The 14,865-nt window shown below is 27.7% G+C and carries 9 protein-coding genes and 2 pseudogenes; 1 reads left to right on the forward strand and 10 read right to left on the reverse strand.

The genetic code is table 11. The annotated features are described in order from the left end of the window. Position 1: 1 nt before the first annotated feature. Positions 2-1,345, reverse strand: coding sequence for a gluconeogenesis factor YvcK family protein (locus CSGHG_RS10150; protein ID WP_010294700.1), 1,344 nt, complete (start codon positions 1,343-1,345; stop codon positions 2-4). Beyond that, a complete protein-coding gene (gene rapZ / locus CSGHG_RS10155) occupies positions 1,342-2,229 on the reverse strand; it encodes an RNase adapter RapZ (protein WP_010294701.1) in 888 nt (295 codons plus the stop codon). Before rapZ ends, CSGHG_RS10150 begins: the two co-directional genes overlap by 4 nt. 547 nt (positions 2,230-2,776) lie before the next feature. On the opposite strand from rapZ, the gene hisC reads away from it, so the two are divergent. Beyond that, a complete protein-coding gene (gene hisC, locus CSGHG_RS10160) occupies positions 2,777-3,868 on the forward strand; it encodes a histidinol-phosphate transaminase (protein WP_010294702.1) in 1,092 nt (363 codons plus the stop codon). 42 nt (positions 3,869-3,910) lie between these two features. Here hisC and murB read toward each other — a convergent pair whose 3' ends face one another. The 8 genes and pseudogenes from murB to uvrA form a co-directional block, all read right to left on the reverse strand. Then, on the reverse strand, positions 3,911-4,828 hold the full coding sequence (gene murB / locus CSGHG_RS10165; RefSeq protein WP_010294704.1) for a UDP-N-acetylmuramate dehydrogenase: 918 nt from the start codon (positions 4,826-4,828) through the stop codon (positions 3,911-3,913). Between the two features lie 71 nt (positions 4,829-4,899). Further along, on the reverse strand, positions 4,900-5,619 hold the full coding sequence (locus CSGHG_RS10170) for a phosphatase (RefSeq protein WP_010294707.1): 720 nt from the start codon (positions 5,617-5,619) through the stop codon (positions 4,900-4,902). A 159-nt stretch (positions 5,620-5,778) separates the two neighbouring features. After that, on the reverse strand, positions 5,779-7,632 hold the full coding sequence (uvrC, locus tag CSGHG_RS10175) for an excinuclease ABC subunit UvrC (protein WP_010294709.1): 1,854 nt from the start codon (positions 7,630-7,632) through the stop codon (positions 5,779-5,781). Between the two features lie 123 nt (positions 7,633-7,755). After that, positions 7,756-8,358, reverse strand: a complete 603-nt coding sequence (locus tag CSGHG_RS10180; RefSeq protein WP_010294711.1) for a metal-dependent hydrolase — start codon at positions 8,356-8,358, stop codon at positions 7,756-7,758. 256 nt (positions 8,359-8,614) lie between these two features. Continuing rightward, positions 8,615-10,038 (reverse strand): annotated as a pseudogene (locus tag CSGHG_RS20480) (peptidoglycan D,D-transpeptidase FtsI family protein). Then, the gene (locus tag CSGHG_RS10190; protein WP_010294719.1) at positions 10,031-11,467 is read right to left on the reverse strand and encodes an FtsW/RodA/SpoVE family cell cycle protein; all 1,437 of its coding nucleotides are present in this window, start codon (positions 11,465-11,467) and stop codon (positions 10,031-10,033) included. The pseudogene CSGHG_RS20480 and the gene CSGHG_RS10190 overlap by 8 nt, the downstream one beginning before the upstream one ends. 21 nt (positions 11,468-11,488) lie before the next feature. Beyond that, entirely contained in the window at positions 11,489-11,923 is a 435-nt protein-coding gene (locus CSGHG_RS10195) for an FHA domain-containing protein (protein ID WP_010294721.1), read from the reverse strand. Between the two features lie 87 nt (positions 11,924-12,010). Then, positions 12,011-14,832: pseudogene (gene uvrA, locus CSGHG_RS20485) on the reverse strand (excinuclease ABC subunit UvrA). Positions 14,833-14,865 lie beyond the last annotated feature (33 nt).

Here is a 14,865-nt window from a genome sequence, read left to right on the forward strand (position 1 = left end):
TTTATTTTTTCTCCCTACTCTTTCTAGATTCTTTTAACATATGTGATAAATAAAAAAACTCTATGATTCTTTTATCATCATAAAATAAACTTTTTCTAAGTACTGTTTCTACTAACGTTGCTGCCAACTTATCTTCATTGTGTTTTATATGGCCCTTTTCATTTAATTTTATAAAATTTCCTTTTATATATTGAATTTTCATTTTTTTATTTTTTTTATTGTCTTGTTTTACTAAGTAATAATCATCATGCACACATCTGGATTTATCTTTTTCGCTTAACTCTGCATCATTTACTATTGCATAATCTATAACTTTATCTGATGAGTGCTTATATATTGCTTTTATGTGATCTTCTACAGAATAATTATCACTTTCACCCATTTGAGTTAATATATTTGATATATATATTTTAAGGCCATTACTTTTTTCTATAGCTTCAGTAATTCCGTCAACTAAAAGATTAGGAATTATACTTGTATATAGACTACCTGGCCCCAAAACAACTGCATCAGCTTCTAATATAGCATCTATAGCCTCATCTATAGCTTTAGCTTTAGATGGTTCTATATACACCTTATTTATGCTTGTATTGTCTTTTATACACTCTTTAGGTATATTAGACTCCCCTTTTACAATCTTTCCATTTTTTAATTTAGCACATAAAGTTATATTATCTAAAGTTACAGGTACTACCCTTCCCTTTACTGCTAAAACCGAACACGTTTTCTTCACAGCTTCATTAAAATTATCTGATATTCCATGCATAGCTGCTAAAAATAGATTCCCAAAATTTTGATTTTCTAAGGCTCCTTCTTTAAATCTGTACCTAAATAAATCCTCCATAACAGGTTGCGTATACGCCAATGCTGTTATGCAGTTTCTTATGTCTCCTGGTGGCAACATACCTAAATCTTTTCGCAATACTCCTGACCCACCACCATCATCTGCGACAGTAACTATAGCTGTTATGTTACTTGTATATTTTTTCAAACCAGTAAGTAGTGTAGATAGTCCTGTTCCTCCCCCTATAACTACTATTTTAGGACCATTAATAAGAACTTTTCTTTCATATAAAATTTCTGGAAGTGATTTACTTTCTATTCCATCATTTCCTATGTCCAAACTTCCTAAAGACAACATTTTTGCCCCATATCTTGTTAGTCCATAATAAAATACTGCTGATCCTACTAATCCTACAAATAAGAACATAAAATCAACGTTTTTATCTCTTATTGAATCTACTAATTTCAAACCTCCAAATGCACATAAACAAGAGCCTAATATAATATAAAACACCCATCTTTTAATCCCTAAACCTGGCCTAAGCCAGTACTTGAGCCTCATAGCTTTCCAGCTCCTCTACTAACATCTTCATTTATGTCTCTATGGTCTATAGTAACAGTATACCCACTATTTTCTAAAACCTCATAAATTTTATTTGCTATTGCTACAGATCTATGTCTTCCACCAGTACATCCAATTGCTATTATAAGCTGTCTTTTACCCTCTTTTTTATAATTTGGTAAAAGAAAATGTAACATATCACTTAACTTATCTATAAATATTTTCGTTTCATCTTTACTTAATACATAATCCCTAACTGGAATATCTTTACCTGAATATGGTTTAAGCTCTGCAATATAATATGGATTTGGTAAAAATCTAACGTCAAAAACTAAATCTGCATCTACAGGAATTCCATATTTAAAACCAAAAGATAGCACATTTACAAAAAGTTTTGTTTCTATTTGTCCCTGCTCTCCTAATATAGTTATTATTTCTTCATTTAATTCTTTATTACTAAGTTTAGTTGTATCTATTATATAATTAGCTTTTTCTCTAACTTCTTTTAGTTTCTTCTTCTCTATAGTTATACCATTTAATATTCTTCCCTCTGGTGCTAAAGGATGTTTTCTTCTAGATTCCTTATATCTTTTAACTAAAACTTCATCTGTAGCCTCTAGAAATAGCATTTCATAATCATTATAACCATGTTCTTTAAGAACCTTTAGACTTGCAAATAAGTCATCGAAAAATTTTCTTCCTCTTATATCTACTACTACAGCTATTTTATCTATTTTTCCTTCTGTTTGATAACATGCCTCTGCAAATTTAGGAATTAATGTAGGAGGTAAATTATCTACACAAAAATATCCTAAATCTTCAAGACTTCTCATAGCTTGAGTTTTTCCTGCCCCTGACATTCCAGTAACTATAACAAATCTCATACTAAACCATCCTTTTTATATTTAAATTTTTTTAAATTATATCACTAAATAGTAAACTAATCTTCTATTTTAATTTATTTCTGATTTTCTTAAATTTCTATTCTTAATTTTTTAACTAATATACTATAATATTTCTTAATAAAAAAATCAATAAATATTTATAGTAATATTCTTATAACCTCTTTAACTATATTTATATAATCATACATTATAATATTATAACATATTTAATTTAAGAAAATAAAATCCATTATAGTAATACCTATATCCTTTTAAGCATATTTATTCCATTATTAAATAATAAAGTAGCTTCTATAAATTCTCCATAGTTTACTTGTAAAATACTTCCTATTTCTTTAATTTTTTAATGAATTTCAAAAAATAATTATATTATATATCACGTTAAAGTGCTGATTTTTAGCTATTAAAAGTAAAAGTTAATAAATTTTTAATAATTTGTAATATTATTGAAAATTTTTATTTTAATAGTAAAATCTATAACAGAGGAATAAACAAAATTTTCAAAAAACAACGAGGGGGTTATATTATGAATTATGCAGTTAGATCAGAAATACTAAACTTAAATGTCTATAAAGCAGGTAAGCCTATAGATGAAGTAAAAAGAGAATTAGGTTTAAATGAAGTTATAAAATTAGCATCTAATGAAAATCCATTAGGTTGTTCTGAAAAAGTTAAAGCTGTTTTAAAAAATATGATAGATGAAGCTAATATGTATCCAGATGCTTCTAACTATGAATTAAAATATAATATAGCTAAAAAAAATAATGTTCATTTTGATCAAATTTTTTGTAGTACAGGTTCAGATTCACTTATAAAAGTTATTTGTAATACTTTTTTAAATTCTGGTGATGAATCTATAATGGGTGAAGTAACTTTTTCAAGATACATTGATTCCACTAAACTTATGGGTGGAAAAGTTATTCAAATTCCAATGAAGAATCATGGTTTAGATTTAGATGCCATGGTTAATGCAATTACTGAAAAAACAAAAATTATTTGGTTATGTAATCCTAATAACCCTACAGGCACAATATTTACTAAATCTGAACTTGAAAATATTCTTAAAAAAATACCTTCACACGTAATAGTAGTTATGGATGAAGCTTATATAGAATATGTAACTGATGATGATTATCCTGATTCTTTAAGTTTATTACCATCATATCCAAATATGATAATTCTTAGAACATTTTCTAAAGCTTATGGCTTAGCGGCATTGAGATGTGGTTATGGTATTGCAAGTAAAGAACTTGGTGGATATTTCAATAGAGTTATTGGACCTTTTGATGTAAACTTATTTGCACAAAAGGCAGCTGTTACCGCATTAGAGGACCAAGATTTTATAAAATTAGTTCATAGTACTAATAAAGATTGTAAAGAATACTTATATAAAGAACTTGAAAATCTAGGTTTAGAATATATTAAAAGTAATACAAACTTTATAATGTTTGATACTAAAAAAGATGATATAAATTTATTTAATGAGTTACTTAAACGTGGTGTTATAATAAGACCTGGAAGTTTCTTAGGAATGCCTGGTTGGATAAGACTAAGTATAGGTACTAAAGAACAAAATATAGTATTTATAAATGCATTAAAGGAAGTTTTAAGTTTATAAAAAAAGCAACTGCATTAGCAGTTGCTTTTAATTTATTATAATTTATTTATCTTCACCTATTATTCTTACTTCCGGATATAAATCAACATCAAACTGTTCTTTAACCTCTTTTTGAACCAACGCTATAAGATCTAATATATCTTTTGCTGTTGCATTTCCTTTATTAATTATAAATCCTGAATGTTTAGTAGAAACTTCTGCTCCACCTACACTTTTTCCTTTTAATCCTGCATCTTGTATTAATTTACCTGCAAAATGTCCTTCTGGTCTTTTAAAAGTACTTCCAGCAGAAGCATACTCTAAGGGTTGTTTAGAATTCCTTTTATCTGTTAAATCATCTATTCTTGTTTTTATATCTTCACTATTATGTCTTATTAATTTTAAAGTAGTTTCTAAAACTATATAATTATGAGTCATTACTACACTATGCCTGTATCCAAACTCTAAATCTTCCTTAGATAGTTTTATTAAATTACCTTCTTTATCAACTACTAACACACTTTCAACAACATCTGCCATGCATCCATTATAAGCACCTGCGTTCATAGTAGTAGCTCCGCCTATACTTCCTGGTATTCCACAAGCAAATTCAAAACCTTTTAAAGATGCCTTTAAAGATTTACTAGTTACATCACATAGCTTAGCTCCACTTTGTGCAATAACTCTATCCTCTTCAACTTTTATATTATTTAATTTACTAAACTTTACAACAACACCTCTTATACCTCCATCTTTAACCAGCAAATTTGAGCCATTTCCTAATATAAAATAATTACTTTCATATTTTTTGCATAATTTTATTATGGAAATAACTTCTTCATAATTAGTTGGATAAACTAAGATATCAGCAGGACCTCCAACTTTAAAAGTTATATGATCTTTCATAGGTGAATCAAATTCTATATTTTCTTCCTTTAATACAAGTTTTAATTCATTAATCAATTCTTTCTTCTGACTCATCTCTTACCTCTTTCACAAAATATTTACATATCTATAGTATAATTTATTACCATGTTATTTATCAATAATTACTATATATTTTTTCCTTTTCCTTGTAAATAATCTGTAAACATTTTTTCATCATAATTCATTATAAGCTCTTTTGGAAAACCTATATCTTCAACTAATTTTTCAACCATTGAAAATTCACCAATATTAAAGCAGTTATGTGCATCGCTTCCAAAAATCATCTTAACACCATATTGTTTACAGAGTTCTGCTATCTTATAACAATTCTTATCGCTACCTTTTCTAGAACTTACAAATGAACTGTTATTAAGCTCTATTATTTTATCTTCTTCTTTAGCCTTTATAACTACTCTTTCCATATCTATAGGAAATTTAGGATTTCCTGAATGACCAATTATAAATACATCTTTATTTTTTATAGCACCTATAATTGCATTTGTGTTTTCTTCTATTGTACCAGATTTTATACAAACATCATGTAAACTTGCAATCATATAGTCTAATCTTCTAGCTATTCTTTCAGGTATGTCTAAATTTCCTTCATAATCAATTATATTTGCTTCACAACCTCTTAATATTTTCACTCCATAAAGTTTTCTTGGAATATCATCTAAGTTTGCAAAATGGAAAATATGTGGTCCTCCTGGCATATCTGGACCATGATCTGAAACACCTAATATTTTTATTCCTTTATTCGAAGCTTCCTTTATATTCTCTAATAAAGTATTATATGCATGACCACTTGAAACAGTATGTGTATGAACATCAACTACAGCTTTCATATTTTCTCCTTTCTTTGTACATATTAAAGATTTAAAATAAGTATATGTACAAATTTAGCTCTAAGTATAATATTAAAATTTTTCTAAAGTTAATCTTATTTTTATTATATCCCTTTGTACATAGATTTAAATTTAAATTTTAAATCTATATAGTAAACACTATAAATTTTTTCTTAAACTTTCTAGTGATTTTTTATCCATAGATGGTAAGTTTAATATTTCTTCATCTGTTGCTTTTCTTATATTTTCAACAGTTATAAATTCTTTTAAAAGTTGCCTTCTACGTTTATTACCTATATATGGTATATCCTCCAATACAGAATGAAGAGTAGTCTTACTTCTAAGTGACCTATGATAAGTTATAGCAAATCTATGTACTTCGTCTTGTATTTTAGTAATTAAATTTATAAGTTTTGTATTAGATTCTATATATAATTCTTGATTTTCATAGATTAACCCTCTTGTTCTATGCTTATCATCTTTAACCATACCACATACAGGAATATTTATATTTAATTCATTTAACACTTCTAAAGCTATATTTACTTGGCCCTTGCCACCATCCATCATAATTAAATCAGGAAAAATAGAAAATTTTCCTGCTGTTAAATTTATTTCATTATTTTGTATTTTTCTTATTTCATCTAATCCATGTTTAAATCTACGTGTTAATATTTCCCTCATAGATTCGTAATCATTAGGTCCATCTACTGTTTTTATTTTAAATCTTCTATAATCACTATTTTTAGCTTTTCCATCTTGAAATACTACCATAGTACCAACAGAATCTACTCCCATTATATTAGATATATCATAAGCTTCTATTCTATTAGGAGTATATTCTAAATTCAATACTTCCTGTAATTCTTTCAACACTTTATTTTGTAGTTCTTTATCAGTTTTATCTTTTAATTTAAACATTTCTAAAGCATGACTAGAGTTTTTTTCTACCATCTCTAATAGTTTTTTCTTCTCACCTTTTATAGGAACTTTTATATTTACTTTATACTCTTTTTTAAGGGTTAGATATTCCTCAATAATATCTTTGTCTTCTATATATGTAACATATATCTGCTTAGGTATAAATGCAGTGCCACCATAAAAACTTTTTATAAACTCTGTCACTACTCTACCTTTTTCTTCTGTACCAGTATCATTTAATATAAAATGTTCTCGTCCCAGTATTTTACCATCTCTTAAAAAGAATATCTGAATGCAACTATCTTTTTCATCTTGAGATATAGCAATAAAGTCTTCATTTTCAAAATGTGAACTTATAATTTTTTGCTTTTCATTTATCTTTTCTATGGCAATTAATTTATCTCTTAAATTAGCAGCTTTTTCAAATTCTAAATTCATAGCTGCATCTTCCATTTCTCTCTTTATTAAATTTATTACTTCTTTATTTTTTCCATTTAATACATCTATAACGTTGTTAACTATAACCATATATTCTTCTTTATTTATAAGTTTGTCACAAGGACCTTTACATAAGTTTATATGATAATTTAAACAAGGTCGTGTATTTTTTCCTTCTAGAGTTATATTCTTTCTACAAGTTCTTAACGGAAACGTCTTTTTTATTAAATCATAGGTTTCATAAACTGCTGATGCATCTGTATATGGACCAAAATACTTAGCTCCATCATTTAATATTGACCTTGTAACTATTACTCTTGGAAATTCTTCATTCATTGTTATTTTTATAAGTGGAAAACTTTTATCATCTTTAAGTAAAATATTATACTTAGGACTATATTTTTTTATTAAATTACATTCTAATATTAATGCCTCTATTTCAGAATCTGTAACTATATACTCAAATTCAGAAATATGTTTTACCATGGCTTTAACTTTTTCACTATGATTTTTAGAGCTTTGAAAATATTGTCTAACTCTATTTTTTAAATTTTTAGCTTTTCCTACATATATAACTTCACCTAGAAAATTTTTCATTATATAAACTCCAGGATTATCTGGAAGATTTTTTAATTGAAATTGAAAATCAAACAATATTAACACCCCTTTACTTAATATTAAAGGTTAATATAAACTGCTTCAACATTTTTATAATTATTTTCAATTTTAGATTAGTTTTTGTTTATCTATATGTACTTTAATTTTTTGCTTATAGCCTTAAAATAATGTTGGCAATTTTAATGTGGAATAAATTATACTACTTAATATAATTATATTCTCTATAAATTTACCTCTTTTGGAACTACTACTGTATGCCATAGGAAATTTAAATTTATTATTTTTTATAGGATATAAAAGTGGAACACCTTTTCTAGTACACATATCACAAAGTAAATGTCCTATATATCCTAGCATAAAATAATATTGCAAATTCTTAAAATTATATGCCTTCGCAAATGCAGCTACAATAAAAGTAGTCATTAATGCTCCAAAAATACTATGAGTGAATCCTGTCCTATGTGGTGATAGTGCTATTAATATAGAACTTATTCCTACAATTTTTAATATCATAGATCCCTTATATGTTATATCTAAGTATATTATTAAAATGCCTAAAAATAGATAAACTACCACTTTTGTCGTATTGTTTCTAAAGGGTAACAGATACTTATTAAGTATACTTTTAGGATGATCTATATCCGGAAACATAGACCCAATAATTGTAAATAATAGACTTAATACTACATATTTCCCAGGTAATTTGTCACTAAAATACATAAAGGTTGTTACACCTACACTTAGGTGAGTTTTTCCTGTCATTATATAACACCTCACACCAAACTTCTATTTTTATAAATAAATCAAAATAAATTTTAATTCAATTTTAATTTACTGTTTTATTCTATATCTTATACAAATTATACTACAAAAGAATAATTTGTGTATAAAATCATTACTTTAAGTATATTAAAAAGTAATAGTATTAAATTATATCATATAAAGGATTATTATCCTCATAAATTAATAAAAAAAGACATATCACCTAAAATATTAGATAATATGTCTTTGTTATTACTTACTCTCCATAGTAATTACTTAACATGTCTTTAGCTACCTCAGCAGCATTTCTTGATGAATTTCCGCCTTCTTCTAATATGACTGCAAAAGCTATTTCTGGATTCTCATAAGGTGCAAAACCAATAAACCAACTATGCGGAACTTTATCACCACTATCATGATCTGCTGTTCCAGTCTTACCGCAAACTTCAACATTCCATAAATTTGCATTTGTTGCTGTTCCACTAGTGACAACTGTTCTCATATATTTTTGTAAAATCTGTGCTGTTTCTGGAGATATTACTTCTCCTATTTCCTTTGATTCTACCTCTGAAACTTTATTTCCAGATGGATCTACAACTTCCTTAACAACATTAGGTTCCATCATAACACCATCATTTGCAACAGTACTTGCAATTAATGCCATTTCCATAGGGCTTGCTAAAACACCACTTTGACCTATACCACTTTGGGCAATATTTCCTTGTTCATATTTTTTATATGTTGGGAAACTACTGTCTTCTAATACTAATGTTGAAGATGGAATTTCTTTATTAAAATAAAATTTTTCTGCTGTTTCTTTTAACTTATCATTTCCAAGTTCCATTGCTAAAGTTCCAAAAACCACATTACTTGATACTGAAAAAGCCTGTTCTAAATTTATAGAACCATGTGGTATTCTATCATAATTTTCCAATGAAGTAGTATCATTAAAGTATATTACACCATCATCTTGAAAAGTTCTAGTTGTTATGTCTGAAATATTCTCTATTGCTGATATTGCCGTAACAACTTTAAATGTAGAACCTGGCGCATATAATCCTGCAGTTGCTCTATTTAAAAATGGAGTTTCTTCATCCTGTGATAATTCATCCCATATTTCCTCTAAGTTATTAGGATTAAATGTTGGTTTAGAAACCATAGCTAACACTTCTCCTGTTTTAGGATTCAATGCCACTACTGATCCTTTTTGATCTCCCAATGCATCATAAGCTGCCAATTGTAAATTCTTATCTAAAGTAGTAACTATACTATTTCCAACTTCATCCTCATCTTTACCAAAGAATTTTTTAATGAAAACTGATCATTTCCACTTAATACTTTATCAAATTTTTTCTCTAATCCACTTAAACCATACACTACATCGTAGTAACCTATAACATGTGCAAACTGCTCTGGATATAAATATTTTCTAGTTTGATCAAACTCTCCATTTTTTTCACTACTAGTTAACGCATTCATATCTCTGTCAAATATCGTTCCTCTAAGTACTTTATCTCTTTCTGCCTGATGTCTTTTATTAAATGCACTTTCTTTATATTCATCACTTTTAAATACATAAATATAGTTTATATAACTTATTAAAGCTATAAAGAATGCAAGAAAAACTATAAGTACTTTTTTTATGTTATCTGCTATGTTATTTTTTTCATTATTACTCATCTCTATTGCCCTCCTCTGAAATCTTTTGAATAATTCCAAGTGAGAAATAAGTTATTAAAAGGGAACTTCCACCATAACTTACTAGCGGCAATGTTATTCCTGTAAGAGGTATGGCACCTGTAACACCTCCTATAATAACCAATGCTTGAGAGGCTATCATAGTACTATATCCTACTGCCAATAATCTTGAAAATTTATCTTTAACATATATAGCAGCTCTAATACATCTATAAAATAATAAAAAGTATATTAACATAACTGCTATACCTGTAAGTATTCCCATTTCTTCACATATAGCTGAAAATATAAAGTCTGTAGTTACAACTGGAACAAATTTAGGATATCCAAGACCTAATCCTGTACCAAAAACTCCACCTTCTGATAATGATATTAGTCCTTGAACTAATTGTAACCCTTCATTATATCCATATTTCCATGGATCTTTCCATATCATAACCCTAACCCTAACATGACCAAATAAGAAATAACCTGCGACTGCTCCAATTACAAATAGTCCTAATGATATTAAAACATATTTTTTCTTTGAAGTAGCAATGTACAACATAGTAACCGAAATTCCAAAAAATATCAATGCAGATCCCAAATCTGTTTGTAATAGCATAAACATTAGACATATTGCTACTACTGCTGCTGGTTCTGCTAAGCTTAGTATGTTATTTATACTTAAATTTCTATTTTTCGCTTTTTCTTTTTTTATCTCTTCGCTTTTTACTTCTTCGTCTTTTACTGTTTCTTTATTTTCAACATTATTTTCTTGTAGCTGTTTTATATCTTCTTTTTTACTTTCTAATTTCGAATTTGCTTTATTAAAAAGTTTTCTCACATAACTAGGAACCTGTCCGTAATCTTTCAAAGCTGATGCTAAGTAAGCTACTAAAGTTATTTTACCAAACTCAGATGGTTGAAAAGTAAACCCAGCTATTGATACCCAGTTCTTTGCTCCACCAATTGTTTGACCTAATAATGTACCCATTGACATAAATACTATTGTTATGACTAAGTAAACGTACTTGTAATTACTAAAACTTTTAAGATCTGGAAGTATTACAACAACCATTATAAATGCTGCTATTCCAATAGTAAAAAATATTATTTGTTTTGCAGCCAAAAATGTTCTAGTTCCCTCTTCAATAAAAGCACCTCCGGATATAGGAATATCTAATCTTGAAAGCATAGCTATTCCTATAACTGCCAAAAGATTAGAGAATAATAATATATATTTATCTCCATCAGGATAAAATTTTCTTATTATAAAGTGGGAATATCCTAACAACCCACACATCATACCTCCCATAACAAGAGATACTTTATCAAAGGTTGGTGAAATTATGGTTACATTAACAAAGAGTATCACTGTTAATAAATAAGTAAATCTTAAGACTCGTTTTTCTTCTTTTAAGTTATGCATAACCTTCTCCTTTCACCATCTTTAGTTAATAACTTTAAATTCTGATGATCCAATTTTAATTATATATCCTTTTTTCAAGGCTATCTTATTGGAGACTGCTCTATCATTCACAAATGTACCATTTGTACTTTTTAGATCTTCTAATATGTACTCACCATTTTTCATGTATATTTTTATATGATGAGACGATGCATATTTGTCTTTTAGAACAACAGTATTATCTTCCGCTCTTCCCATTGTAAGTTGTTCATTTAATGGGATAACGGAACCTTCTTGTAAATTTGGATTTTGTCCCTGTTTTACAATTTCTAATCCAAATTTAAGTCTACTAGTTTTTCTCGGTTTCTTTTTGCCTTCATTTTTTACATCTTTGTACATAATTTTTAGAGCATAAAAAATAATACAATAAATTATTATAACGATTATTATTTTAAATATAAAACTGAAATTAGCCATAGGCATTACTCCTTATAGTAAATAAAACAACATTTTTAATGCTGTTTTATTCAGTATTTTATTAGTTTTTATTGCTTTTCATGTCAATTATAACATCTTTTTTAAATATTGTCCTGTATAAGAACTATTACATTTACATATATCCTCTGGACTTCCTGTACATAATATAGTTCCACCTTTTTCTCCACCCTCTGGACCTAAATCTATAATATAATCAGAGCACTTTATAACATCTAAATTGTGTTCAATAACAACTACTGTATTCCCACTGTCAACTAATCTTTGTAATATTCCTATTAGTTTATTTACATCATCTATATGCAATCCAGTAGTAGGCTCATCTAATATATATAATGTTTTACCTGTACTCCTTTTAGATAATTCATATGCAAGTTTTATTCTTTGCGCTTCTCCACCAGATAATGTAGTTGAAGGTTGACCTAATCTTATATATCCTAGTCCAACATCCATTAAAGTAGCAAGTTTATTAACTATTCTTGTATGATTTTCAAAGAACTTAATTGCCTCTTCCACTGTCATTTCCAATATGTCATTTATACTTTTACCTTTATATTTCACTTCTAAAGTTTCTCTATTATATCTTTTTCCCTTACAAACTTCACATGGTACATAAACATCTGATAAGAACTGCATCTCTATTTTTATTATTCCATCGCCTTTACATGCCTCACATCTACCACCTTTAACATTAAAGCTAAATCTTCCTGGTTTATATCCTCTCATCTTAGCTTCTGGAACAGTAGAAAACACTTCCCTTATTAAATCAAAAGTACCTGTATATGTTGCTGGATTACTTCTTGGTGTTCTTCCTATTGGACTTTGATCTATATTTATAATTTTATCTATTTGATCATAGCCTCTAATTTCTTTATATAATCCTGGTATTTTTTTAGAATTATTTAAAATTTTATTTAATCCTTTATATAATATTTCATTAACAAGTGTACTTTTACCTGAACCTGATACACCTGTAACAGATACTAATACTCCTAATGGAAAGTCTACAGTTACATTTTTTAAATTATTTTGTTTAGCACCAACAACTGTTATCTTTCTATCCTGTGGTTTTCTAAACTCTTTTGGAACTTGAACTTTCTTTTTACCACTTAGGTATTGACCTGTTATAGAATTATCACATTTCATTATTTCTTCAATACTTCCTGCAGCTACAATATTTCCACCATGCTCTCCAGCTTTAGGACCTATATCCACTATAAAATCTGCAGCTTTCATAGTATCTTCATCATGTTCAACTATAACTAATGTATTACCTAAATCTCTTAAATGTTTAAGTGTTTTTATTAATCTATCATTATCCCTTTGATGAAGTCCTATACTTGGTTCATCAAGTATATATAATACTCCCATTAAACTTGATCCTATTTGAGTTGCTAATCTTATTCTTTGGGCCTCTCCTCCTGATAAGCTTCCAGAAGAACGTGTTAAGTTTAAATAGTTTAATCCTACATCTATCAAAAATGTTAATCTGCTTCTTATTTCTTTTAAAATTTGCTCTGCAATAACTTTATTTTTCTCTGATAATTTTAATTCATCTAAGAATTTCAATTCATCGTTTATAGCCATTATGCAAAATTCAAATATATTTTTTTCTCCTACTGTTACAGATAACGCTTCTTTACTTAAACGTGCACCTTTGCACTTTGGACATGGATTATCACTCATATATTGCTCTATTTCTCTTTTTATATAATCAGAATTACTCTCAAAGTATCTACGTTTTAAATTATTTATTACTCCTTCATAATCATGATTATATATTCCTGTCCTAAATTCTTTAGTATATTCTACTTTTACTCTCTTCCCATTAGTTCCATATAATATTATATCTAAGACTTCTCTTGGTAATTTTTCTATTGGTGTATCTAAAGAAAATTTATATTCTTTACTAAGAGCCTTTAATATAGAAAATGTCCATGAATCTTCTTTTAAACTACTATCTCCAAATGTGACTATTGCCCCTTCAAGTATGCTTTTGCTTTTATCAGGAATTATTAGATTTTCATCTATTTCCATCAATGTACCTAGACCATCACATTTATCACACTTTCCAAAAGGAGAATTAAATGAAAACATTCTAGGTGACATTTCTCCTATACTAATTCCACATTCTATACAAGCAAAATGTTCACTAAATAATATATCTTCACCATCTATTACATTTACTATAATTAGACCTTCTCCTAATTTTAAGGCAGTTTCTATAGAATCCGCTAACCTTGATTCTATATCTTCTTTTACAACTAGTCTATCTATAATAACTTCTATAGTATGTTTTTTATTTTTTCTAGATTTATTTCTTCTTCTATTAAATCTACTATAGTTCCATCTATTCTAGCTCTCACATAACCATTCTTTTTTATATTTTCTATGATTTTTACATGTTCTCCTTTTTTACCTCTAACTATAGGTGCTAGAATTTGTATTTTAGTCCTATGTTCTAAATTCATTATTTGGTCAACCATTTGGTCTACAGTTTGTTGAGTTATTACTTTTCCACATTTAGGACAATGAGGAGTTCCAACTCTTGCATATAATAACCTTAAATAATCATATATTTCTGTTATTGTACCTACTGTAGACCTAGGATTTCTACTTGTAGTTTTTTGATCAATTGATATTGCTGGAGATAAGCCTTCAATATATTCTACATCCGGTTTGTTCATTTGCCCTAAAAACTGTCTTGCATAAGCAGACAATGACTCAACATAACGCCTTTGACCTTCCGCATACAATGTATCAAATGCTAATGAAGATTTTCCTGATCCTGAAAGTCCTGTAAATACAACAAACTTATCTCTTGGAATTTCTAAATCAACATTTTTAAGATTATGTACTTTTGCTCCTTTTATAAAAATTTTATCTCTCATTATTTTCTCCTCTAATTTTTTAATTTTTCTTCT

It is taken from the genome of Clostridium senegalense JC122 (assembly GCF_000285575.1).
In the GTDB taxonomy this organism is placed as follows: domain Bacteria; phylum Bacillota; class Clostridia; order Clostridiales; family Clostridiaceae; genus Clostridium_J; species Clostridium_J senegalense.

Coding starts and splice junctions, on each gene's coding strand:
- CSGHG_RS10170 (WP_010294707.1), bottom strand. CDS start 5,619: ATGAAAGCTGTAGTTGATGTTCATACACATACTGTTTCAAGTGGTCAT.
- hisC (WP_010294702.1), top strand. CDS start 2,777: ATGAATTATGCAGTTAGATCAGAAATACTAAACTTAAATGTCTATAAA.
- CSGHG_RS10190 (WP_010294719.1), bottom strand. CDS start 11,467: ATGCATAACTTAAAAGAAGAAAAACGAGTCTTAAGATTTACTTATTTA.
- CSGHG_RS10180 (WP_010294711.1), bottom strand. CDS start 8,358: ATGACAGGAAAAACTCACCTAAGTGTAGGTGTAACAACCTTTATGTAT.
- CSGHG_RS10195 (WP_010294721.1), bottom strand. CDS start 11,923: ATGGCTAATTTCAGTTTTATATTTAAAATAATAATCGTTATAATAATT.
- CSGHG_RS10150 (WP_010294700.1), bottom strand. CDS start 1,345: ATGAGGCTCAAGTACTGGCTTAGGCCAGGTTTAGGGATTAAAAGATGG.
- rapZ (WP_010294701.1), bottom strand. CDS start 2,229: ATGAGATTTGTTATAGTTACTGGAATGTCAGGGGCAGGAAAAACTCAA.
- murB (WP_010294704.1), bottom strand. CDS start 4,828: ATGAGTCAGAAGAAAGAATTGATTAATGAATTAAAACTTGTATTAAAG.